Here is a 23,098-nt window from a genome sequence, read left to right as displayed (position 1 = left end):
GTTCCGGCACACTTCAATTTTGACGGGTGGGCACACAAGGCCGACAGGCTGCGTCGACCTCAGTTATATGTCCCTTCTGAACTGACTTCTTATCATTATTGGCTTCAGCTACTTGAGCGACAGGGGTTCTGTCTGGCCCGCCGAAAAGCGCGCCAGACTGAATTAGGTCAAACCAAGTGGGGCGAAGAATATCACGTCATGGCAAACCCGCGCGTCTGTTCGCGACCGGATAGTTTTCGATTGGTTCCTGAAGCTCTTTCTACCTCATTCATATTCCTGCTAAGTTGTACGACGACTGACAAATAAACCAGTCGTTCCGAAACCTACAAAAACAAGGAATTCTCATGAACAAAAGCAAAGTGCTGCTCGGTCTTTTCTGTGTTTTCAGCGGCTACGTCGCCGCCGCCCCGGCGGAACAGGACGTCGCCCAGGCCGTCGATCACCTGACCCAGGCGATGCTGCACAAGGACATCGCCGAACTGAACGCCCTGACCGCCGACAACCTCACCTACGGCCACTCCAGCGGCAAAATCCAGGACAAGAAAGCTTTCATTGCCGATATCGAAACCGGCAAGAGCGCGTTCAAGACCCTGGAGATGCAAAACCAGACCATCACAATGTCCGGGGACACCGCGCTGGTGCGCCATCACTTCTCGGCGCAGGCACTGAAAGGCACGGAGGTCGTGCCGACGGAAATCGAGAATTTCCAGATCTGGCAGAAGCAGGCTGGCAAGTGGTTGCTGGTGGGGCGTCAGGCGTACAAGTTCTGAAGCATGAGCTCTGCCGCTGACAAGGCGGCAGAGCCTGCTCTCACAACCGAAACCGATCCACCGACTGCGCCAGCCGCCCCGCCAGACTCGACAGCTCATCCGTGGTATTGGCCGTCTGACCGATCACCTTGCTGTTGCCCTCCGACATCCCCGCGATCATCTCCACCTGATGGGCAATCTCGTTGCTCGCCTGGCTCTGTTCGCCGATGGTGCGGGTGATGTCGTTGACCAGTTGCGTGGTGCTGAGGGTGGCGTCGAGGATTTCGCGGATGGCGCGCTCGACGTCGGCGGTGACCGCCATGCCTTTGTCGACCTGGGCGACGCCGGCCTCCATGCTGCTGACGGCCTCGCGGGTGCTGTTCTGGATGCGCGCGACCATCGCGGCGATTTCCTGGGTCGAGGCGCTGGTGCGCGCCGCCAGACTGCGCACCTCATCGGCCACCACCGCAAAGCCCCTGCCCTGCTCGCCCGCACGGGCTGCCTCGATGGCCGCGTTGAGCGCCAGCAGGTTGGTCTGGTCGGCGATGCTCTTGATCACCTGAATGATGTTGAAGATGCCCTCGGATTCCTGATCGAGGGTGCGGATCACCTGCGCCGATTGCTGGGCGGAACGGGCGATGTCGTCCATGTCGCTGACCACCTGATGGATCACCTGCCCGCCGTTTTTCGCCAGTGACTCGGCCTGGCTGGCCATGTTCAAAGCACGCTCGGCGTGACGGGTGATTTCCTCGATGCTGGCGGTCATCTGGCTCGCGGCGGCAGCCATGGTGCCGGCGGCGGTGCTTTGCTGCTGGCTGCTGTCGGCCACCTGATGGCAGCCGTGGCTCAGTTGTTCGCTCATGCCGCTGACGCCATGGGCGTTGCGTCGCACCACGTCGATCATGTCTCGCAGGTCGCGCTGCATGGTGGCCAACGTGCGGATCAGCGCACTGGCTTCGTCCTTGCCTGACGGTTCGGCGATCGGTTCGCTGAGGTTGCCGTGGGCGATGCTTTCGGCGATGCGGCTGGCGGATTTCAGCGGACCCATGATGCTCAGCATCACCCAGCGACCCTGGGCCAACAGCAGCAACAGACTGGCGATCAGAACGATGCCGAGCGCGACATTGGCGTTGTGGATCGCCGCCTCGGTGCCTTCGCTGGTCTGCCGGGTATTGGTTTCGATCAGCTCGCTGAGAGCGGCCATCTGTTCTTCGAGCTGGCTGAACGCGGTATTGAAGGTCCCCAGTTGTTGCTGGGCGCTGTCCGGATTTTCCAGCGCAAGACCGACGATCTGCTCGCCGGCGCTGATGTAGGTGTCGAGGCTTGGCTTGATCTGCTCGAGCGCGGACTTGATCGTCGGGTTCACCGGAAGCTTGAGGTTTTCACCCAGCACTTCGCGAAAATGCGCCGCATGCTCTTCGACCGAACTGCGCACCTCGTCCGCCGAACTGGTGCTTTTGCCCAGCCCCACCAGCATCGCCGAATACACGTCCGCGCGCAGGGCGTCGTGCATCATGTCGGCTTCCATGTGGTTGCGCAGCGCGCTCATGCTGACCGCGTTGTCACTGACCGCCGAAGCCATCCGCTGATTGCCGACATAACTGACCAGGCTCACGATCAGCGCCGTCAGCAGGCTGGTCGCAATCAGCAACACCAAACGCAGTTTGATCGACACCGTGATTTCCTCCCAGGTCGCGCCACGCGGCGCCGTTCAACGCTTCAGTTAAGCCTATTTCCATGAACACGCTGCGTTAGAGCGTCTCAGCGTGTTTCGTTACATCCAGTAAAAATGCCGCACTGTGCGACGGTTCTCATGCCGCCCCCAACCGGCTGAGCCGACTTACGGAACTCCCGTGCCCGCCGACACCTCTCACATTATGTGGTACTTCCTTTTCGCTTTACGCTGCTGGAGGAACACCGTCATGCGTCGTTTACTACTGGTTTCGTCTCTTATGCTGTGCCTGCCTTTCGGTTCGGCTTTCGCCCGCGTGGATGCGGGGGATGTCGCCACTTCGGCCGGCGTTTCCGCCTCGCTGTATTCCACGTTCAAGGATCACAAAATGGTGATTCCGGCCCGTGACGACTTGTCGGCATTCGTCGCCAGCGGCGGAACGATCCGTGGCGTGTACCTGGAATCGGTACTGCAGCAGGTGCGTCAGGACAATCCTGGCCTGAACGCCAGCGATGAAGAGCTGGCCAACGCCATCCTGGTTCACTACGAAGGTCTGTCGCAGTAACCACGGCACGTTCGATGATGATGGTGGCTGACGGACTTGCCACCGTTACGCCCTGCCGATGGACGGCTGGCGAACGACCATGGGCAAAACCGTCGAACGGCCTCTATGATGGAGGCCATGACGATTTCCGCCTCACTCCGCTCCCCTTGCCCGCCGGGTCTGTGCATCTGCGGGCGTGATCCGCTGCTGGATACGCCCGGCGCGGATGTGCGCATCCTTTTGCTGACTCGCGAGGAAGAAAAGCGTCTGCTCGAGCGTCTGGAAAACCTCAAAGACCTCGCCGACCTCGAGCGGCTGCAAGGCAAGATGTTCGATCAGCTCGGGATTCGCGTGCTGATCGCACCGAAGTTCGGTGAAGTGCGTACCGTGCGAGGCGGCATCGAAATCGAGGTCGAAGAGCTTCCTGGACTCTGCCGCAAAACCCGCAAAACCATCCCCGCCGCCATCCGCCGTGGCCTGGAAAACAATCCGCAAGTCGCCTTCGATCTGCTCAACGCCCACGACTTGCTGCGCGGCACCTGATCATTTTTTCATGCCCACCCGCTTACGCATCTCGGCCGTAATGCTCTGCCGGGTTTTCTTCATGTCAGCCCAAGGTTCATCGCCCACTTCCGCCAGTCGTTCGTGAACGTTGCGTACGTTCCATTGATCGGCACCCTTGATCTCCCCGACCTCTTCCCGAAACAGCGGCACAGACACCGGCAACCCTTCGCGGGTACGCGCTGCGTAGGCGCAAATGGTGGTGGCGCCCAGGCCGTTGCGCAGGTAATCGATGAAAATCCGCCCTACGCGATTTTTCGGCCCGGACACCGCAGAAAAGCGCTCCGGCAACAATTTCGCCATGTGCGTGACGATGGCGTGGCTGAAATCCTTGATCTCGTCCCAGCCATGCTTGCGGGTCAGCGGCACCACCAGATGAATGCCCTTGCCGCCGCTGGTCTTGAGAAACGCCTTGAGGCCCAACTCGTCCAGCACGGTCAGGGTCAGCGCCGTGGCTTCGACCATGCTTTTCCAGGGCAGCGCCGGATCCGGGTCGAGGTCGAGGACAAAGCGGTCGGGCTTGTCCAGATCGGTGGTGGTAGCGTTCCAGGTGTGCAGTTCGACCGTGCTCATCTGCACCGCGCCGATCAAGGCTTCGGCGTTGTTGATCAGCATCACCGGCTGGCCGGTCAGCTCCTTGTCGAGCGTGCGGATGCCGGGGATCGCCAGGTTCTCGGCGTTCTTCTGGAAGAACAGCTCACCGGCGATGCCGTCCGGCGCACGTACCAGCGCCACGGGGCGGTCCTTGAGCTGCGGCAGAATCCATTCGGCGACGCTGGCGTAATACTCGGCCAGCTGCATTTTGGTGGTGCCACTGCTGGCGTCGATCACCCGGTCGGGGTGAGTGATCCGCACCTTGCCGTCGGCCAGATCGGTTTGGGACGGCGCGGTAGATTGAGCCTTTGAAGTCTTCATCGGTTTGGCGCGCTCCTCGGTGATGTCCTTGGCCGGTTTGTCCTCGCGCAGGCCATGGAACACGGCGTGGCGCACCGAGCCGTCCTGGGTCATTTCGGCAAACGCCACTTCCGCCAGCAGACTAGGCTTGAGCCAGTGCACACCCTTGGCCTCGAACCCCGTGGGCGGGCTGGCCACCGCCGGTTTCTTCACCCGCAACGGTTTGAGCTGCGCGAGGATGCTCTTGAGGGTGGTTTCATTGAATCCCGTGCCGACCTTGCCGGCGTACCGCAACTCGCCGCTGTCACGATCATGCAGACCCAGCAGCAACGCGCCGAACGAACTGCGCGCGCCTTTCGGATCGGTGTAGCCGACGATCACGAATTCCTGGCGATGCTTGCACTTGAGCTTGATCCAGTCGCTGCTGCGGCGCGACACGTAAGGCGAGCCGAGGCGTTTACCGATCAAGCCTTCCATGCGCATCTGGCAGGCGCTGTTGAGCAACGCCTGCGGGGTTTCGTCGAACGCTTCGGAGAAACGCAGCAGCGGGTCTTGATGGGTTTTCAGAACAGTGGCCAGCGCTGCGCGCCGTTCCTCCACCGGCACCTCGCGCAGGTCGACACCGTTCAGATACGGCAGATCAAACAAGTAATAGACGATGTTTTCGCTGCGTCCCGAATCGAACGCGTTTTGCAGGGCTTGAAAGTCCGGCACTCCGTCTGCGTCGGCGACGACCATCTCACCATCCAGCCACGCCGACTCCAGGCCCAGCGTCGCCAGGGCTTGCGCCTGTTTCGGCAATTTGTGCGTCCAGTCATGGCCATTGCGGGTGAACAACTGCACCTCGTCCTGATCGATACGCGCCATGATCCGATAGCCGTCGAACTTGATCTCGTATTGCCAATCCCCTTCCGGCGCACTCTCCACCAGGGTGGCCAGTTGCGGTTTGAGTTGCGCGGGAATCCTGGCCTTGTGCGCCCCGGCAAGTTTGCCCGAAGCCGGCTTGCGCGGCGCTTTCGACGAAGCCTTCAGCGGCTTGACCTGCTTCGCACTGAGGCTGGGTTTGTCGACGATCGTGCGCTCGCTGAGCACGCTGTCGGGCTCGGCGACCAGCACGTCGTAATCGCTTTGCGGGCGCGCGGCGCTGTCCTGATGCTTGATCAGAAACCACTGCTCTTTTTTGCCTGGCATGTGGGTGCGCACCAGATTCCACACCCCGGCGAGCTTCTCGCCTTGCAGTTCGAATTTGAGCTTGCCCTTGGCGTAGGCTTTCTCCGGGTCTTCCAGCGGAATCCACACGCCGCGATCCCAGACGATCACATCGCCGGCACCGTAATGCCCTTCGGGAATGCTGCCCTCGAACGTCGCGTAATCCAGCGGGTGATCCTCGACGTGCACCGCCAGGCGCTTGACCTTGGGATCCAGCGACGGGCCCTTGGGCACCGCCCAGCTCTTGAGCGCGCCGTCGAGTTCCAGGCGAAAGTCATAGTGCAGGTGCGAGGCGTCGTGCTTTTGAATGCAGAATTGCAGGGCGTGGTCGCCGGCGGATTTCTTGCCCCGACGTCGTTCAGCTGCCGGTTCAGAGGTCGCCGAAAAGTCGCGCATCCGGTTGTAGTCGTCAAGATTCCTGCTCATCCTGCACCTGCCTTGTTTCAGCCTGTTCGAGTCACCGTCAGCGCGACCACGGCGATCCGGTCGACGCGCTGATAGCCGGGGTTCAACAACTCTTCGCCGAACACATCGGGATCGAGTTCGCGGTAGGTCCAGCCGAAGCGCTTTTCATCCAGCCGTGGCACTACGGTATCGAGGAAGGGATCGCGGCCATCAACCATCGCCACACCGGTATAAAGCACCAGCGAGCCGCCGAGAGTCAGGCGATTGAGCGCCTGTTCGACGATCCGCAGCGACAGGCCAGCCCCCAGCGTCCCGCCACCGTGGCGGTAAGCTCGCCCGGCCGGATCGGCCATGTACGGCGGGTTGGCGACGATCAGGTCGAATTCGCCGTCGACGCCCTGCAATACATCACTGGCGCGCACTTCGACATTGGCTACTTCGGCCAACGCCGCGTTGATCGTGGTCAGGCGCAATGCGGCGGGGTTGATATCCACCGCCAGCACTTGCGCTTCTCGCCGGGCACGGCCGATCAGGATTGCGCCGACTCCGGCGCCACAACCGATGTCCACCGCCCGGTGGATCGGCGCAAAGTTCTGCTGCAAATGGCTGTGGATCAGTTGAGCAAAGCGATAGGTGTCCGGGCCGAAGAACACTGAGTCGGCGGCATCGGTGGGGAATCCGGAATGCACGAAAAGCAAGTCATCCAGGCTCGACCAGCGCACCCGGCTCTTTAAGCGCCCGTCGAACTCATCGATCACCTTGGCGTCCTGCAATTGCCGTTGTTCATCGGCGGACAGAAGGCCCGGTTCGAACGGGCGCGACCATCCGAACACATCCCGCAGGCAATCGGCTGGTTGTCCTTCGTCACGCTGGTTGACCCGTTGATGGGTCAGCGGCGTCGGGGTGATGAAACGATAGCCGTCGGCCTGCAAGCGCCGCCCCAGTTGCAGCAGCACGAGGTCGTTGGCGGACAGTTGTTCTTCCTGATTCATTGATGACTTCCTTAACGCAGGCCGGATTTGAGTTGGATGAAACGGCGAGTGGCGAGCAGCCCGGCCGGATGTGCATGGCGTGCCGGCGCAAGCCAAGGGATCAACGTTGCGATTTGGCTGTGAGCGTCCTGCCCTTGCAGCGCCGCACTGAGGCGCTGCACATCAGGGTCCTGTTCGGGCACCTCGATCGGCGCAGGGACCGAGGGGCGGCGGCGGAACGCGACGGGTTTGTCCGCAGAAGTCCAGTTTCCGGCAATCCAGTCGTGCACCAGTTGTTTTTCATAGGCGCTGAACACGCCGAACATCGCCGCACCATCGCCATCGATCAATTGCCAGAAGCGGCTGCCCTGCGGATCTTCGTGGCGCTTGATCCAGCCTTTGTCCTGCATGGCCTGCAAGAATCCGGACAGCTGCTGCGGATCGGCCAGCCACTGATTAACGGTCTTGCCTTCAAAGCGGCAATAGTCGGAGTGCATGTGTTGGGCGAACGGACACTTGCGTTCAAGCATCGCCAACAGTTCGCGCTCCAGATCGAACTCCTCGATGATTGCGCGACTGCCCTGTCCCAGGTCATTAAGCCGATAGCCCAGCGAGACCCGGCGCAGGAAATCGCTGCGATCGGCTTCCAGAGGCAACAGATCAAGAACGGCCTGAACGGCTTTTTGCGCATGGCCGGTGCTGGCGTTGTCGATGGTCACGTGCAGGGTGAAATAGTAGGGATCGATCCCCAACTCACTGAGCTCGTAACTGCTGATCAACAGGTGCAAGGGCAGCTGTTCGTAACCAAGGTTGTAACCGATCACCTCCGGGAGAAAATCCATGCCGCCGGCACCCAGGGCCAATTGCAGCGCGCCTTGCAGGTAGCGTTCGTCGGGCAGAGGACTGCTGGGCTCGAGGCCTTGTTCGGCGAGCAGTTGACGGTAGATCACGACGTGATTCTGCGCCGGATTGCCATCGCCCAGCTCTTCCAGATAGGTGCTGAGCAGGCTGCTGAAGCGCGGATCGCGCCACTGTCCCAGCAGACCATAGAGCCAGGCGCCATCAACCAGCTTGGTCGGTGCTACCGCTTGCAGGAAATACAGCGCATGCGCCTTGCAACTGAAGAACTGCCGTGCGCCCCCAGCCCTGCGTTGTTGCAGGTAGTCGGCATATTGCCGGGCGACATCGGCACAGTGCTCTGCCACCCAGGCATACCACTGCGCTGGGTCCGATGGCAGCTCATCCTTCAACTGCGCGGCCTGCAGCAGTTGATCTTCCAGAAAGGCGCGCGCGAGCGGCTGCGGATGTTCGTCGGATAAAAGCGCTTCATGGATACGCCGCAACTCACCCGAAGAGTCGAGCGGTCGCGATTGGGCGGGGGCAGCTTGCAGGTGAGTCAGGACAGTCATGGCAATATTCTCGATCAATTGGCAGGACGCTCAGTCACTCGCCTCTAATGCAGCAGAGAGGCGGCGCCTGCCGAAAATTCAATCGACGTTAAATTTGCCCGGACGGACGGAGCCCCCGACACGTTCCTGGTTTGAACAGACGCGGTCGAAGGCTGCGAGGTTTTGCTGTCAGGCCGTACCCTTGGCCTGCTGCTCCAGGTGAACCTGCAACTCGGGGTCGATCTGCAACGCCGCCGCCAGTTCATCCAGATAATTGCGCTCGGCGTCCTGCTGATCGTCCACCAGCATCACGCTGGCCAGATACATTTCGGCGGCCATGGCCGGATCGTTCTGCGCCGCCTGAGCCACTTCGGTGGGGTCCAGCGGCTTGGCGACTTCATCGTCGAGCCATTGCTGCAGGTTCGGGTCATCGGTGTGCTTGCCGATTTCGCTGCTGATCAGGTGTTTTTCCGACTCATCGATCCGCCCGTCAGCCTTGGCCGCCGCGATCAATGCACGCAGAACGGCGTGGCTGTGTTCTTCGACTTGCGGGCCGGACAACAGGTCCGCAGTTTGCGGGGTTTGCTGCGGCGCGGCGGACGCCTGGCTGCGTTGCCAGGCCTGATACGCCTGGAAAGCCATCATGCCCAGCGAGGCCAGCGCCGCGTAGTTGGTGCCGCCGGACCGACGCTGCGTACCGCCACCCAGCGCCCCGCCACCGCCGAGCAATCCGCCAAGCAGCCCGCCCAGGCCACCCAGCCCTCCGGCAGGAGAACCGCCGCCACTGCCGCTGCCCAGCAGACCGCCGAGCAACCCGCCAAGCCCACCCGCTCCCCCGCCGGCCGACGCGCCAGCTTGTTGTCCCGCCGAGGCCTGGCCTCGCAGCAGTTGTTCGAGCAGATCACTGGTGTTCATGACGTTGTCCTCAGGCAAAGGGGTATGACTGCGTCAGGCAACGATAGTCCTCTTGATGCGATGTGCCAGCACCGTTGGGCTGACGCCGGGCATCAACCCGGACTCTTTTCCCGGCGCATCTGTGTCACCAGTGTGAAGCGGTCTTCGGGGTGCGTGGTTTCCGATACCACCATCAGCGCGCCGTCCTCGTCACGGTACTGGCGAATGATGTTCAGCCCCGGCGACCCGGCTTCGGCGTTGAGGCTTTTGGCGATCTCCGGACTCAGCAACACCGCGCGCACCTGTTGGTCGACCACGTCGATGTGCCGGCCGAAATGGCGCTCGATCAGCGCGGCGATCAGTTCGTCCGGATGCTGTTCGGCCAGCTCGATGACTTCGGCGTAGGTTTCCTGCGCGTAGACATCGGTCCAGCACAGCGGCGCCCGCCGGTTCTGTTCGTCGACGCGAATGCTCGACACGCAAAAATAATGCTCCCCCGGCTCCATGCCCAGGCGTCGGGCCTGGGCGATGTCGGCGACAAAACGGGAGACGTTCTGAATGCTGCGCATCTGGGTTTCCGCCAGGTGCACCAGGTCGGACACCGAGGCCAGCGACTGCGAGTACCCGCCCTTCGGCGAGACAGACTCGACGCGGGTTCCGACCCGCTTGCGCCGCGAGACCAGCCCCTGATTCTGCAACTGCGTAATGGCCGCCCGCACGGTGTGCCGGCTCACGTCGTACAGCTCGCACAGTTCGAACTCGGTCGGCAGCAGCGATCCGAGCGGATAGCGACCGCTGGAGATGCCCTCCATCAAGTCTTTTGCAACGACCGCATAGCGCGTGTTCATACCTTTCATCAGTCCCGATGGTTAAGCGAGTTGACAGTGTATCAGCGAGGGCGCAAGAATTATGTACGGACATAATAAATATGTCCGATCAATAACAAACATATTCAGGATTCCCTCATGTCCAGCACTGTCTTCGACTCCGCCCTGTTCCGCGACATGTTCGGCACCGCCGAGATGCGCAGCGTGTTTTCCGACCAAGCCCTGATCGAACGCTACATTGAAGTGGAAGTCGCCCTGGCCCGGGCCGAAGCGCGCTGCGGCGTGATCCCGGCGGCTGCCGCCGAACAGATTGCCGAGCTGGCAACCTATGCCTCGCTCGATCTGGCGCTGATGCAGCACGAGACCGAAATCGTCGGTTACCCGATCCTGCCGCTGGTGGAGCAGCTGTCGAAAACCTGCGGTGAAGCCGGCCGTTACGTGCACTGGGGCGCGACCACCCAGGACATCATGGACACTGCCGTCGTCCTGCAAGTCCGCGCTGCGCTGGCCATCGTCGAGCGCGACATTCAAGCGGTGCGCGGTTTGCTCGCCGACCTTGCCAAGCACTATCGCGACACGCCAATGGCCGGCCGCACGCATTTGCAGCACGCGCTGCCAATCACTTTCGGCTATAAGTGCGCGGTGTGGCTGAGCATGTTCGACCGCCACGCCGAACGTCTGGTGGAGCTGCGTCCACGGGTGGAAATCGGTCAGTTTGCCGGCGCGGCGGGCACCCTCGCCTCCCTTGGCGACAAAGGTCTGGAAGTGCAGGAAGCGCTGATGGCTGAACTGGGTCTGGGCGTGCCGCAAGCCACCTGGCACGTCGCCCGCGATGGTCTGGCGGAAACCCTGAACTTCCTCGGTCTGGTCACCGGCTCGCTGGGCAAGATTGCCCTCGACGTCATGATGATGATGACCAGCGAACTGGGTGAAGTTTACGAACCGTTCGTCAAGGGCCGTGGCGCTAGCAGCACCATGCCGCAAAAGCGCAATCCGATTTCCTGCGAGCTGATGTATGCCGCTGCCAAAGGCGTGCGCCAGCAGGCGGGTCTGATGCTTGACGCAATGATTCAGGACTTCGAGCGCTCCACCGGTCCATGGCAAGCCGAATGGATCGCCATCCCGGAAGCCTTTGCCCTCAGCGCTGCCTCGCTGGGTCAGGCGAAGTTCATGCTCGCCGGCCTTGAAGTGCGCACCGAGCGCATGCGCAAAAACCTCGACATGACCCAGGGCCTGATCGTCGCCGAAGCCGTAATGATGGGGCTGGCGCCAGCACTCGGTCGTCAGGTTGCGCATGACGTGGTCTATGCCGCCTGCCGCATGGCCAACGATCAGGGCACCAGCCTGCTCGACGCGCTGCTGGCCCAGGGTGAGGCCACCGCGCAACTGGATGTCGAGGAACTCAAGCGCCTGACCGATCCGGCCAACTACCTGGGCCTTGCGCCGCAGATGGTCGACATCGCCCTGGCACGTGAGGGTTCGGTCAAACGCTGATCCTCACTGGGCTCGCCGCGCGCGAGCCCTCTGCCCATCGCTCGCCAATAACAACAACGAGACCGCAGACATGACCACCCCCGACAAAAAACCGCTGTACAAGGACCTGACCTTTCAGGTAGTCGCCGCCATGCTGCTGGGGATTGCCTTCGGCTTCCTCGCGCCGGAACTGGCGGCCAGCTTCAAGATTCTCGGCGACATCTTCCTCAAGCTGATCAAGACCGCCGTCGCCCCGCTGGTGTTTTTCACCGTGGTCCACGGCATCGCCTCGGCGGGCGACATCAAACGCGTGGGCAAAGTCGGCCTGCGTGCGTTGATCTACTTTGAAGTGGTATCGACCATCGCCCTGGCCATCGGCCTGCTCTGGGGCAACCTGCTGAACATCGGCTCCGGCATGCACGACGCTCACCCGAGCAGCGCCACTGCCGCAGCCGCCAGTGCCGCCGTCGCCAAGGGCCATGCCCCGGCGTCGACCCTGGACTTCATCTACGGGATTTTCCCGGACAACTTCGTCGGCGCCTTCGCCGGCGGCCAATTGCTGCAAGTGCTGGTGATTTCGGTGCTGTTCGGCTTCGCCCTGCTGGCGTTGAAACCGGAACGCCGCAGCGTGATCGAGGATAGTCTGAGTCGGGTCTCGGAGTGCTTCTTCGAGTTCATCAACCTGATCATGAAGTTCGCTCCGCTCGGCGCGTTCGGTTCGGTGGCGTACGCGGTTGGCAGCAACGGCTCGGCGGTGCTGATGTCGCTGGCCAATCTGGTGCTGATGTTCTACGTCGGCGTGGCGTTTTTCATCTTTGTCGTACTGGGTGCGGTCTGCCGTATTTCCGGATTCAGCCTGTGGCGGTTCCTCAAGTACATCAAGGATGAGATTTTCATCGTGCTCGGCACCGCTTCATCGGAAAGCGCCCTGCCGCGCCTGCTGCAAAAACTCGAGAAGTTCGGTTGCTCGAAACAGAGCGTCGGTCTGGTGCTGCCCACCGGTTATGCCTTCAATCTCGACGGCACGTCCATTTACATGTCGCTGTGCGTGCTGTTCATCGCCAATGCCTACGGTGTGCCGATGAGCTGGGAGCAACAACTGGGCACCATCGCGATCATGCTGGTCACCTCCAAAGGCGCGGCGGCGGTGTCCGGTGGCAGCTTCGTGGTGTTCGCAGCAACCGTCACGGCGATTGGCGTCCTGCCGGTGGAAGGTCTGGCGCTGCTGTTCGGCGTCTACCGCTTCATGTCGATGGCCATTGCCACCTGCAACACCATCGGCAATAGCGTGGCAACCGTGGTGGTGTCGAAGTGGTCGGGGGAGTTCACCGAGCAGACCGCCAAGGCTGAATACAGCCGGGTGTTCGGCCGCAGTCCGGAAGCCGCGCTCTGACGGTTACCGATGTCACATAAAAATGCCCCGGCCCTGCCGGGGTATTTTTTTCAGGGCCAGCTAATCTTCAAGAATGGGTGAACCTTGACCCGGCCCGACCGGTCGATAACTGCAACCCCGACCCGGTTGGTCGCCACCCTTGCTGCCCAAGGGTTTACGCGGCTTGCTGCACTTTCTGGAGAACGCCTTCGTGATATCGACCGTCCACATCGCCAGGCTCAAGGCCTGGGGCGCCCATGGTTTCACCGCGACCGGCGTGGTCACCGCCTTCCTGGCCACCCTTGCCCTGCTGGAAAACCAGCCGATCCACTGCCTGATGTGGCTGGGCGTGGCGCTGATCGTCGACGGCCTCGACGGGGCGCTGGCGCGCAAGGTCAACGTGCAGTCGGTGCTGCCGAGCTTCGACGGATCGATCCTCGATCTGGTGATCGACTACCTGACGTACGTGTTCATCCCGGCGCTGTTCATCTATCGCTACATTCCCCTGCCTGACTACACCCTGCTGCTGACCGTGTCGCTGATTCTGGTGTCGTCGCTGTTCTGCTTCTGCAACGTCAACATGAAGAGCAAGGACAACTACTTCGTCGGCTTTCCCGCCGCGTGGAACGTGGTTGCGTTGTGCCTGTACATCATTGATCCGGGGCCGTGGCTCACCTTCCTGACGGTGATTGGCCTGGCGCTGCTGACCGTGACCCGGATGAAATTCCTGCACCCGTTCCGGGTGCGCCGGTTCATGCCGATCAACATTGCGGTGACGGCGATCTGGTTGCTGTGCAGCCTGTCGCTGGTGCTGAACCACCCGGTGATCAACCCGCTGGTGATGGGCCTGTGGCTGCTGGCGTCGGCGTACTTTCTCGGCATCTGCATCTGGCGCACGGCGCTGGAGTGGTTCGACAGTGCGCATCTGAAATAGAAACTCCTGTGGGAGCGAGCCGGCTCGCTCCCACAATGGCTTCAGCGTTTGGTGATGACTACCTCCAGGTACTCACTCGGCACCACCATCGATTCCGACCCCGCCCGGTTCAGCCCGTCGATCAGTAGCGTCAGGTCTGTTTCCAGCGCCTGACCGCTCTCCGGCGGCAACGCCGCGAACGCCTTGTGTACCGGGCCGTACCAGTGGCGAAACACATCAATGAAATGCGCCGCCGAGCGATAGCGGAAGTTGAAGTGGCGCCGAGTCACCTGCAACTGAAACTGGCGATCGTCGAAATGCGAATGCAGCCAGGCTTCCGCGCCCCAGTTCGAGGGCGGTTGCGCAACGGGTGGCGGTGGCAAGTATCGACCGAGGGTCTTGAACATCTGGCCGACGAAGCCTTCCGGTGTCCAGTTGGCCAGGCCGATCCGTCCGCCACGGCGACAGACCCGACCCAGTTCCTTGGCCGCTTTCGCCTGATCCGGGGCGAACATCACGCCGAACGTCGACAGCACTGCGTCGAAACTGGAATCGGCAAACGGCAGCGCTTCGGCATCGGCGACCTGAAAGGTCACCTCCAGATGCTCGGCGCGCGCCCGGTCCTGGCCGCGTTCCAGCAACGCCGCGACATAATCGGTGGACGTCACCAGACAACCCCGGCGTGCCGCCGCCAGCGTCGCATTGCCGTTGCCGGCGGCAACGTCCAGCACTTCTTCATCGCAGCGCAGGTCGCAGGCCTCGGCGAGGGTTTCGCCGACGATCTGCAAGGTGGTGCCGATCACGGCGTAGTCGCCACTGGCCCAGGCGACTTTCTGGCGTTCCTTCAGGGCAGTGAGATCAATGGGGGTACTCATGAATGGGTGCTCCGCGGCAGAGGGGTCAATCGGCGGTGGTCGGGTCGATGATGCTCGTTACCCGGGACACGCTGTTGGCCGGAAATCCCCCACGCTTGGCGTGTTCGCGCACCAGCTCTTCGTTGGGTGCGATGTACACGCAATAGATCTTGTCGGCAGTCACATAACTCTGCAGCCACTGCACCTCTGGCCCGAGTTCACGCAGCACGTTGCAGGACGTTTGCGATACGGCCTTGAGTTCTTGCTCCGATAGCTTTCCGGCTCCTGGAATCTCGCGTTCAATCACGAACTTCGGCATGGCAACCTCGCTTTCTTTTTATGGATGTCAGAGCCGTTGGCGGCCCTGCTCGCCCACTATCGCGCGGGCGCTGTCCGGCGTCCCTGCCAATCGTCCGGAGAGCCCGTAAAACCGGGCTTTGGCCGATGAGTGGCGGGATTTTGTAAAGGCCCCGAAACACTGTCGGGGGGTTGCCAACGCGCCGGCTGATCGGCTCTCATGCAGGCCCTCACCGGAACGGAGTTCGATCATGTCCTTGCGCTTCGAATGGCTCGCCGATCACCTGCAGCACAGCGACACTTACGCGGCGTGGATCCACCGCCAGTTTCACTACGAATATGCCGAGCAGCCCCTGGCCGAATGGCAGCGTGAATTTGCCGAGGGCCAGACCAATGGCGACTGGCGCTGCCTGATTGCGCTGGACGGAGAACGACTGCTGGGTGGTGCGGCACTGGCCCGGGCGGACCTGGCCCTTCGACCGGATCTGGGGCCGTGGCTGGCCTGTGTGCTGGTGAGCCCCGAATCACGCGGCCAGGGGCTGGCAGAAAGACTGATCGAGGGAATCGCTGAAGAAGCGAAACACCGGGGCCTGCCGCGTTTCTACCTGCACACCCAAAGCAAACGGGACTATTACGCCAAACGCGGCTGGACGATGCTGGAGCGTTTTCACGCCTGGGGCAACGAACAATGGCTCATGGTGCGCGACCTGTGAGCCATTGAGTTTCACGGTTTACGCAGCAGGCGCCTTGGCCTCTTTGAGCAGTTGCTGAATCATCTGCTCCTGCGCCTGGTAACTGCCTTCGCCAAAGTGGGTGTAACGCACCTGCCCCTTGGCGTCGACCAGATAATGCGCCGGCCAGTACTGGTTATCGAAGTTGCGCCAGATCGCGTAGTTGTTGTCGATGGCTACCGGGTAGGTGATGCCGAGCTTCTTCACCTGATCCTTGACGTTGTCGATGATCCGCTCATAGCCGTATTCCGGGGTGTGCACACCGATCACCACCAGGCCGTCCTTGCCGTACTTCTTCTCCCACTCTTTGACGTACGGCAGGGTGTGCTGGCAGTTGATGCAGTCATACGTCCAGAAGTCCACCAGCACCACTTTGCCGCGCAGGGACTCGGCTGTCAGTTCCGGCGAGTTCAGCCATTGCACCGCACCGGACAGCGACGGCATCGCGCCTTTGCCCGCCTCGTCTTCAGTCGAGTCTGCACGGACTTTGCTGACGAAGTAGTCCACCACTTTCGGCACGTTCTCCAGCACGCTTTTCTCGACCGATGCCACGCCTTGGGACGAGGTATTGGCCAGCAGCACGTTGTCGGTACCGGTGGCGATCACCGCCGCCGTCGCCAGCACCGCAACACCCGCGCCGCGGCGGAACCAGCCAGTGAAAGGAATCGACGGTTTCAGTCGGTTGACCAGACCGCGACCGGCGAAGATCAGCGTTCCCAGCGACAGCGCGCTGCCCGCGCCGTAGGCCAGCAGCAACAGGCTGGTCTGGGCGTTGGCGCCTTGCAGCATGGCACTGGTGAGGATCACGCCGAGGATCGGACCGGCGCACGGCGCCCACAGCAGACCGGTGGCGACACCGATCATGATCGACGCCATGGGCCCGGTCTTTTTCCGGGCGTCGGGGTCGAGGCGATTGCCCAGCAGCACAAAGGGCTGCGCCAGCCAGTCACCGATGCGCGCGGAAATCAGCGACAGCGCAAACAGCACCATTACCGCCAGCGCAATGTGGCGACCGGTGTTGCTGGCCTCGATCACCCACTCGCTGCTGACCACCGCCAGGCTGGAGATCAGGGCAAAGGTCAGGGCCATGCCGCCGAGGGTCAGCAGGATCGAAGAACGAGTGCGGTCGGCACCGGCGAACAGAAACGGCACCACCGGCAGGATGCACGGACTGAGGACAGTCAACAGACCGCCCAGGAAAGCGATGAGAAACATGAGGTTCACCTTTTGAATGAGGGATGGTCTGTTGACTGGGTCGGGGGCCGCCCGTTACGGGCAGCCCCCTTCAATCCTCAAGCCGTCTGGTTGTCCAGCCACTGGCTTTGCGGCGTGCGGCTGGCACCGTTCTCGGCCAGCGTCTGGCCTTGCGGCGTATGGCTGGAACCGTCGGCGGCGACCATTTGCCCCTGCGGTGTGCGGCTGGCGCCGTCGGCGGCGATCAGGCCGTCGATGCCCGGCTTGGCCACCGGAGCCAATTGGAAGCAGGTGCTGCTGCCACAGCTGTTCTGTTCGACGGCAGCGTTGGCGTGGGCCGCGACGCCGGCGAGGGAGAAGGCAACAGCGGTCAGATAGCGCGATACGTTGTTCATGGCGATGTTCCTTTTATAGAGGTGGGTAATCAGTTGTCTTCGTTGCAGCGGTCGGCGAATTTGCGGTAGTCGAGCACCTGGGTCTTGCCGGCCGAGTCGAGGTAGGTCAGGCGGGCGTCGACGATGCCACAGGTCATCGAGTTGTCCTGTTTCAGCGACACGACTTTCTGGATGTCCAGGTGGCTGCCGTAGGAGTAGGTTTGCGGAGTGACATCGGCTTCGGCGCGGGCCGACAGGGTGCAGATGTTCAAAGCGGCAAACAGGCATGCGGCAGCGATCGATTTGGTCTTGGCGTTCATGGCGTTTTCCTCGGGCTTCAATGGTTGAATCGTTGAGTGGGCCGAGGCGTTCTGTGTGTGCCTCGATGGAGCTCATTTAAAGCTCGCGAGGTATCGCGCATGTGTCGGCAAATGCCGTGTATAAATCGCTACGTATCCGCACGCGCCCGGGATACACAGCGATACAAAACCCTGTAAAAATCCGCTTTTTGCGTCGGCGTGTATCCGTCACAGCGCTGGATACACTGCAATACAAAGGCAGGCAGGCGGCCTCGCGCAGGCTCGATAGACTGCTCGGCAATCCCCTTTGATTGAGGTTTGGCCCCATGGAACATGTCGATCACATCCTGATCGTCGACGACGACCGCGAGATTCGCGAACTGGTCGGCAATTACCTGAAGAAGAACGGCCTGCGCACCACGGTGGTTGCCGATGGCCGGCAGATGCGCAGTTTTCTAGAAGCCAATACCGTCGACCTGATCGTGCTCGACATCATGATGCCCGGCGACGATGGTCTGCTGCTGTGCCGCGAATTGCGCTCGGGCAAACACAAGGCCACACCGATCCTGATGCTGACCGCGCGCAATGATGAAACCGACCGCATCCTCGGCCTGGAAATGGGCGCCGACGACTACCTGACCAAACCCTTCGCCGCCCGCGAACTGTTGGCGCGGATCAATGCTGTGCTGCGCCGCACCCGGATGCTGCCGCCGAATCTGGTGGTCACCGAAAGCGGCCGGCTGCTGGCGTTCGGTCGCTGGCAGCTCGACACCTCCGCCCGGCATCTGCTGGACAAGGACGGCACCATGGTCGCGCTCAGTGGTGCGGAATACCGTTTGCTGCGGGTGTTCCTCGACCATCCGCAACGGGTGCTGAGCCGCGACCAGTTGCTGAATCTGACCCAGGGCCGCGACGCCGATCTGTTCGACCGATCCATCGATCTGCTGGTCAGCCGCCTGCGCCAGCGCCTGCTGGATGACGCCCGCGAACCGGCCTACATCAAGACCGTGCGCAGCGAAGGCTATGTGTTTTCGCTGCCGGTCGAAGTCCTCGGAGCCCCCGCATGAATCTCGCCCTGCACTGGCCGCGTACCCTCGCCTCCCGCTTGTCGCTGATTTTCCTGATCGGGTTGATCCTCGCTCAGGCGCTGTCGTTCGGCGCGCAGTATTACGAGCGCTACGAAAGCGCGAAAAACACCATGCTCGGCAACCTCGAAACCGACGTTTCGACCTCGATTGCCATCCTCGACCGACTGCCCGCCGAAGAACGCCCAATGTGGCTCAAACGCCTGGCTCGCAAGAATTACGGCTATCTGCTGAGCGAAGGCGAACCGGGTACACCGCTGGATCCGCAGGACGTGCCGATTGCCGTCACCTCGATCACCGACGCAATTGGCGAGGCCTATCCGCTGACGTTCACCGATATTCCCGGCCCGAAAAAACACTTTCAGGGCCACCTGCGCCTGAGCGACGGCAGCCCGGTGACCATCGATGTGCGCCCGTCGATGGTGCCGCTGTCGCCATGGCTGCCGGTGGTATTGCTCGGGCAACTGGCGCTGATGCTCGCCTGCACCTGGCTGGCGGTGCGCATCGCCATCCGCCCCCTTACCCGCCTCGCCAACGCCGTGGAAACCCTCGACCCGAACGCCCACCCGATCAACCTCGACGAAAAAGGCCCGAACGAAGTGGCCTACGCCGCCCGCGCCTTCAACTCGATGCAGGCGCGCATCGCCGCGTACCTGAAAGAACGCATGCAACTGCTGGCGGCGATCTCCCACGACCTGCAAACCCCGATCACCCGCATGAAGCTGCGGGCAGAGTTCATGGACGATTCGGCCGAGAAAGACAAACTGTGGAACGACCTCGGCGAGATGGAACATCTGGTGCGCGAAGGTGTGGCCTATGCCCGCAGCATCCACGGCTCGACCGAGGAAAGCCGACGCACCAATCTGGACTCGTTCCTCGACAGCCTGGTGTTCGACTATCAGGACATGGGCAAAGAGGTGCAGTTGAGCGGCAAGAGTGAGGCGGTCATCGACACCCGTCCCCACGCGTTGCGCCGGGTGCTGGTCAACCTGACCGACAACGCGCTGAAGTTCGCCGGCGCTGCCGAGCTGCTGATTCAACGCGACAGGAACGAACTGTCGATCAAGGTCATGGATCGCGGCCCGGGCATCGCCGAAGAAGAGCTGGCCCAGGTGATGGAGCCTTTCTACCGCGTCGAAAACTCGCGCAACCGCAGCACCGGCGGCACCGGGCTGGGGCTGGCGATTGCCCAGCAACTGGCGATGGCGCTGGGCGGTTCGCTGACGCTGAGCAATCGCGAAGGTGGCGGGTTGTGTGCGGAGCTGAAATTGCCGCTACAGGCCTGAACCAACAAAAAGCCCTGTGGGAGCCAATGCTCTCACAGGGCTTTTTGTTGTCGGTGAGATCAGTTGATGCCGATCACTCCGTCCTCATGCAGTTGCTGCAACAACGCCAGACCGCTGTCCATGAATGACACTGTTTCCGGCAACCCCGCCTCCAACGCCAACCCTTGCAGTTGCTCACGACCATTGAGCAACGGGAACTCCTCGATCCGCTGCAACAACCGCCACGCCAGCGGGCTCAGCTCGGAAAACTTCACACTGAAATCTACCGCACGCCGTACCAGCAACAACGTTGGCTGGGCCGGTGGTGTAGACGGTTGATGGTCAGGGCTGAGGATTTGCACCGGCCAGGTGTACGCCAACGGCCAGGCCAGTGCCGAAACCTGCAACGGCTGCTCCAGCAACTGCACCGGATCACTCACAGGCAAGGCTTCCGCGTCGGACTGCTGCAAAACCATTTCCACCCATTCGTAATGCGCCAGCTCGACCAGAAACGCCGGCCAGTCGCCCTTGCTCAACACGGCAGGTTCCGAGGCGAGGTAGCCGACAAACTCCTCGGCGATCTCACCGAATTTCGGCGTCTGCGCGCGGTAGTCCCGCAGGAAGCCGCGGATCAACATGCGCCAGCGTTCCTGACCGATGATCCGGATCAGCACCGGAAATGTGCTGCCCAGCAGTTGCGAGACATTGTTGAACACCAGATCGCGATAGACATTGACCCGCGCCGCGTTCATGGCGGCGGGTGGCGCTTCATGTTCTGGATCGCGCAAATAGCGGGTCAGGGCCTGTTGTTGCAGCAGAAGATTATCCACGCGGGCCTCCTTCGGCTTGCAGGCGGCGGACGGTTTGCAGTTCGGCCACCAGTTCAGAAAACGCCGGGAAATTGAAATCACGTTCCAGCAAGGTTGGCTGCGCACCGAATCGGCCATAAGCGTCTGCCAACAACGACCAGACCACCGGTTTGACCGAGGCGCCGTGGGTGTCGATCTTCAGTGTGTCGGACTCGTCGAAATGCCCGGCCACGTGCATCCCGACCACCCGGCCCGGCTCGATGGCGGCCAGGAACGTCTGCGGATCGAAACCGTGGTTGATCGAATTGACGTAGACGTTATTGACGTCCAGTAGCAGATCGCAATCGGCCTCGCGCAGCACGGCGTTGGTGAAGGTCACTTCGTCCATGTCCTGCCGGGGCGCCGCGTAATAGGAAACGTTTTCCACCGCCAGTCGCCGGCCAAGAATGTCCTGGGCCTGGCGGATCCGTGCGGCGACGTGGCGCACCGCTTCTTCGGTGAACGGCAACGGCAGCAGGTCGTAGAGGTGACCGTCGTCGCTGCAATAGCTCAGGTGTTCGCTGTACAGCGGTACTTTGTGATGATCGAGGAAGGTCCGCACTTCCCGGAGAAAACCGACGTCCAGCGGCGCCGAACCACCGAGCGACAACGACAGTCCGTGACAGGACAACGGATATCGCTCGGCCAGCTCACGCAACGCGGCGCCATGAGCGCCGCCGACGCCGATCCAGTTTTCCGGGGCGACTTCCAGAAAGTCGAAATCGCCGGTGCGAGCGGCTTGCAGGTCTTTCATCAGGCCGCGACGCAGGCCGAGCCCGACACTGGCCTGCAAGGTGGGGTGGGGAATCTGCATGGGCAAGGTCTCTGCTGAGGAGCCGCCGGGGGCGGCGACTGACAGGCTCAGTTAAACCGGCGGGTGTATCGCGGCTGTGTGGGTAATGCGGGGGAAGTGGCGGGATTTGTATCGGCGGCGGGCCTGTACACAGTGGGATACAGACACCGTCGCGATACACAACCCCGAAATCCACACAGCCCGCTCCCGCCGGCGCCAACAGCGGCTAGACTCAATCAGTACCCAGTCGAGGGGGATGCAGGACAGCAGTGTCGCCCTGCCCGTTTCCACGACCACCGCCCGGTGGTGAATGCCTCGACCCCCAACGCCACCGGACTGTGATCCTGTCAAAGGAGCACATGAAATGGACGAGGCCAGACTCAACGAATTCATGGGCAAACTGGTCAACGACATGGGCGGCGCGGCGATGCTGGCCAATGTCATTGTCGGCGAAGAACTCGGCCTGTATCGGGCAATGGCCGACAGCCAGCCGGTCAGCCCCGAATCCCTCGCTGCAAAAACCACCTGCAACCCGCGACTGGTGCGCGAATGGCTGAGCGCCCACGCGGCGTCCGGCTACATGGAACACCACGACGGCAAGTTTCGTTTGCCGGAAGAACAGGCGCTGGCCCTGGCCAAGGAGGATTCGCCGGTGTACGTGGCCGGCGGCCTCGGGGTGGTGGCGTCGTTTTTCCATGACAAGGACAAACTGGTCAAGGCCATGCGCGGCAACGGCGCCCTGCCTTGGGGCGATCACCATCCGTGCATGTTCACCGGCACCGAGCGCTTCTTTCGTCCCGGCTACAAGGGGCATTTGATCGCCGAGTGGCTGCCGGCGCTGGACGGCGTGGTGGCCAAACTCGAAGCAGGCGCCAAGGTCGCCGACATCGGCTGCGGTCACGGTGCGTCCACGGTGATCATGGCCCAGGCGTATCCCAACTCGCGGTTCGTCGGCTTCGACTATCACGCGCCTTCGATCACCGTTGCCACCCAACGGGCCGAAGAAGGCGGCGTCAGCAGTCGTGCGCGGTTCTTCCAGGGCACGGCGAAAAGCTATCCCGGCGATGACTATGACCTGATCTGCTATTTCGACTGCCTGCACGACATGGGCGATCCGGTCGGTGCGGCAAAGCATGCGTTTAAATCCTTGAAAGACGACGGCACGGTGCTGCTGGTCGAGCCGTTTGCCAACGACACCCTGGACGAAAACATCACGCCGGTCGGGCGCTTGTTCTATGCCGCGTCGACGTTCATCTGCACGCCAAACTCGCTGTCCCAGGAAGTGGGGCTCGGCCTCGGTGCGCAGGCGGGAGAATCGCGCTTGCGCAAAGTGTTTACCGAAGCAGGTTTCAAACACTTCCGGCGTGCGACGCAGACGCCGTTCAACCTGATTCTGGAGGCTCGCAAATAACCTCGGGCAGCGGATGCCTCTGAAAAGAGGTGTCCGTCGGTGCTAACCTGCAAGGCACTTACAGCCTGCGGAGCG

23 protein-coding genes and 1 pseudogene are annotated in these 23,098 nt (G+C 61.9%); 10 read left to right on the top strand and 14 right to left on the bottom strand.

Going from position 1 to position 23,098, the window contains the following annotated elements; genetic code table 11:
* Positions 1–344 precede the first annotated feature (344 nt).
* Positions 345–770: a nuclear transport factor 2 family protein gene (locus tag CAF74_RS26235; RefSeq protein WP_085748265.1), complete on the top strand. Its 426-nt coding sequence runs from the start codon at positions 345–347 to the stop codon at positions 768–770.
* A gap of 40 nt (positions 771–810) precedes the next feature.
* On the opposite strand, the gene CAF74_RS29700 is transcribed toward CAF74_RS26235, so the two are convergent.
* A complete protein-coding gene (locus CAF74_RS29700; protein ID WP_371857362.1) occupies positions 811–1,536 on the bottom strand; it encodes a methyl-accepting chemotaxis protein in 726 nt (241 codons plus the stop codon).
* A gap of 129 nt (positions 1,537–1,665) precedes the next feature.
* Positions 1,666–2,424: pseudogene (locus tag CAF74_RS29695) on the bottom strand (MCP four helix bundle domain-containing protein); the annotation flags it as partial.
* Between the two features lie 247 nt (positions 2,425–2,671).
* On the opposite strand from CAF74_RS29695, the gene CAF74_RS26225 reads away from it, so the two are divergent.
* Both CAF74_RS26225 and CAF74_RS26220 read left to right on the top strand, forming a co-directional pair.
* Positions 2,672–2,986: a DUF2388 domain-containing protein gene (locus tag CAF74_RS26225; RefSeq protein WP_039770957.1), complete on the top strand. Its 315-nt coding sequence runs from the start codon at positions 2,672–2,674 to the stop codon at positions 2,984–2,986.
* A gap of 117 nt (positions 2,987–3,103) precedes the next feature.
* On the top strand, positions 3,104–3,508 hold the full coding sequence (locus tag CAF74_RS26220; RefSeq protein ID WP_176240513.1) for a hypothetical protein: 405 nt from the start codon (positions 3,104–3,106) through the stop codon (positions 3,506–3,508).
* Here CAF74_RS26220 and ligD read toward each other — a convergent pair whose 3' ends face one another.
* The 5 genes from ligD to CAF74_RS26195 form a co-directional block, all read right to left on the bottom strand.
* A complete protein-coding gene (gene ligD / locus CAF74_RS26215; protein ID WP_085748262.1) occupies positions 3,509–6,055 on the bottom strand; it encodes a DNA ligase D in 2,547 nt (848 codons plus the stop codon).
* A 17-nt stretch (positions 6,056–6,072) separates the two neighbouring features.
* Positions 6,073–7,026: a methyltransferase gene (locus tag CAF74_RS26210; protein WP_085748261.1), complete on the bottom strand. Its 954-nt coding sequence runs from the start codon at positions 7,024–7,026 to the stop codon at positions 6,073–6,075.
* Between the two features lie 11 nt (positions 7,027–7,037).
* On the bottom strand, positions 7,038–8,414 hold the full coding sequence (locus tag CAF74_RS26205) for an iron-containing redox enzyme family protein (protein ID WP_085748260.1): 1,377 nt from the start codon (positions 8,412–8,414) through the stop codon (positions 7,038–7,040).
* Between the two features lie 168 nt (positions 8,415–8,582).
* Positions 8,583–9,308: a tellurite resistance TerB family protein gene (locus CAF74_RS26200; protein ID WP_085748259.1), complete on the bottom strand. Its 726-nt coding sequence runs from the start codon at positions 9,306–9,308 to the stop codon at positions 8,583–8,585.
* Between the two features lie 92 nt (positions 9,309–9,400).
* Positions 9,401–10,135, bottom strand: coding sequence for a GntR family transcriptional regulator (locus CAF74_RS26195; RefSeq protein WP_007957169.1), 735 nt, complete (start codon positions 10,133–10,135; stop codon positions 9,401–9,403).
* A 117-nt stretch (positions 10,136–10,252) separates the two neighbouring features.
* Here CAF74_RS26195 and CAF74_RS26190 point away from each other — a divergent pair, with 117 nt between their 5' ends.
* The 3 genes from CAF74_RS26190 (at position 10,253) to pcsA (ending at position 13,893) form a co-directional block, all read left to right on the top strand.
* On the top strand, positions 10,253–11,608 hold the full coding sequence (locus CAF74_RS26190) for an adenylosuccinate lyase family protein (RefSeq protein WP_085748258.1): 1,356 nt from the start codon (positions 10,253–10,255) through the stop codon (positions 11,606–11,608).
* A 70-nt stretch (positions 11,609–11,678) separates the two neighbouring features.
* Complete coding sequence (locus tag CAF74_RS26185; RefSeq protein ID WP_085748257.1) at positions 11,679–12,980, top strand: cation:dicarboxylate symporter family transporter; 1,302 nt, start codon at positions 11,679–11,681, stop codon at positions 12,978–12,980.
* A 190-nt stretch (positions 12,981–13,170) separates the two neighbouring features.
* Positions 13,171–13,893, top strand: coding sequence for a phosphatidylcholine synthase (pcsA, locus tag CAF74_RS26180; RefSeq protein WP_039767868.1), 723 nt, complete (start codon positions 13,171–13,173; stop codon positions 13,891–13,893).
* A gap of 41 nt (positions 13,894–13,934) precedes the next feature.
* Here the strand turns inward: pcsA and CAF74_RS26175 are convergent, their stop codons facing one another.
* Positions 13,935–14,747 carry a class I SAM-dependent methyltransferase gene (locus CAF74_RS26175; RefSeq protein WP_085748256.1) on the bottom strand — a complete coding sequence of 271 codons (813 nt, stop codon included), beginning with the start codon at positions 14,745–14,747 and terminating at the stop codon, positions 13,935–13,937.
* A gap of 25 nt (positions 14,748–14,772) precedes the next feature.
* Positions 14,773–15,045: a DUF4242 domain-containing protein gene (locus CAF74_RS26170; protein ID WP_007957179.1), complete on the bottom strand. Its 273-nt coding sequence runs from the start codon at positions 15,043–15,045 to the stop codon at positions 14,773–14,775.
* 229 nt (positions 15,046–15,274) lie between these two features.
* Here CAF74_RS26170 and CAF74_RS26165 point away from each other — a divergent pair, with 229 nt between their 5' ends.
* Positions 15,275–15,736: a GNAT family N-acetyltransferase gene (locus CAF74_RS26165; protein ID WP_085748255.1), complete on the top strand. Its 462-nt coding sequence runs from the start codon at positions 15,275–15,277 to the stop codon at positions 15,734–15,736.
* An 18-nt stretch (positions 15,737–15,754) separates the two neighbouring features.
* Here CAF74_RS26165 and CAF74_RS26160 read toward each other — a convergent pair whose 3' ends face one another.
* The 3 genes from CAF74_RS26160 to CAF74_RS26150 form a co-directional block, all read right to left on the bottom strand.
* Entirely contained in the window at positions 15,755–16,969 is a 1,215-nt protein-coding gene (locus CAF74_RS26160; protein ID WP_085748254.1) for a cytochrome c biogenesis protein DipZ, read from the bottom strand.
* Between the two features lie 77 nt (positions 16,970–17,046).
* Positions 17,047–17,343: a hypothetical protein gene (locus tag CAF74_RS26155; protein ID WP_085748253.1), complete on the bottom strand. Its 297-nt coding sequence runs from the start codon at positions 17,341–17,343 to the stop codon at positions 17,047–17,049.
* A 29-nt stretch (positions 17,344–17,372) separates the two neighbouring features.
* On the bottom strand, positions 17,373–17,642 hold the full coding sequence (locus CAF74_RS26150) for a DUF2790 domain-containing protein (protein WP_085748252.1): 270 nt from the start codon (positions 17,640–17,642) through the stop codon (positions 17,373–17,375).
* A 305-nt stretch (positions 17,643–17,947) separates the two neighbouring features.
* On the opposite strand from CAF74_RS26150, the gene CAF74_RS26145 reads away from it, so the two are divergent.
* Both CAF74_RS26145 and CAF74_RS26140 read left to right on the top strand, forming a co-directional pair.
* Positions 17,948–18,688, top strand: coding sequence for a response regulator (locus tag CAF74_RS26145; RefSeq protein ID WP_011333526.1), 741 nt, complete (start codon positions 17,948–17,950; stop codon positions 18,686–18,688).
* Positions 18,685–19,992, top strand: a complete 1,308-nt coding sequence (locus CAF74_RS26140) for an ATP-binding protein (protein ID WP_085748251.1) — start codon at positions 18,685–18,687, stop codon at positions 19,990–19,992. The genes CAF74_RS26145 and CAF74_RS26140 overlap by 4 nt, the downstream gene beginning before the upstream one ends.
* A gap of 59 nt (positions 19,993–20,051) precedes the next feature.
* Here CAF74_RS26140 and CAF74_RS26135 read toward each other — a convergent pair whose 3' ends face one another.
* Both CAF74_RS26135 and CAF74_RS26130 read right to left on the bottom strand, forming a co-directional pair.
* Complete coding sequence (locus tag CAF74_RS26135) at positions 20,052–20,801, bottom strand: DUF2063 domain-containing protein (RefSeq protein WP_085748250.1); 750 nt, start codon at positions 20,799–20,801, stop codon at positions 20,052–20,054.
* Positions 20,794–21,633: a DUF692 domain-containing protein gene (locus tag CAF74_RS26130; RefSeq protein ID WP_085748249.1), complete on the bottom strand. Its 840-nt coding sequence runs from the start codon at positions 21,631–21,633 to the stop codon at positions 20,794–20,796. Before CAF74_RS26130 ends, CAF74_RS26135 begins: the two co-directional genes overlap by 8 nt.
* 343 nt (positions 21,634–21,976) lie before the next feature.
* On the opposite strand from CAF74_RS26130, the gene CAF74_RS26125 reads away from it, so the two are divergent.
* A complete protein-coding gene (locus CAF74_RS26125) occupies positions 21,977–23,023 on the top strand; it encodes a class I SAM-dependent methyltransferase (RefSeq protein ID WP_085748248.1) in 1,047 nt (348 codons plus the stop codon).
* Positions 23,024–23,098 lie beyond the last annotated feature (75 nt).

This window comes from Pseudomonas sp. R45(2017) (assembly GCF_002112305.1).
Taxonomy (GTDB): Bacteria; Pseudomonadota; Gammaproteobacteria; order Pseudomonadales; family Pseudomonadaceae; genus Aquipseudomonas; species Aquipseudomonas paraglycinae.
Note: the sequence above shows the minus strand (reverse complement) of the source record. Positions and strands in the feature narration are given on the sequence as shown.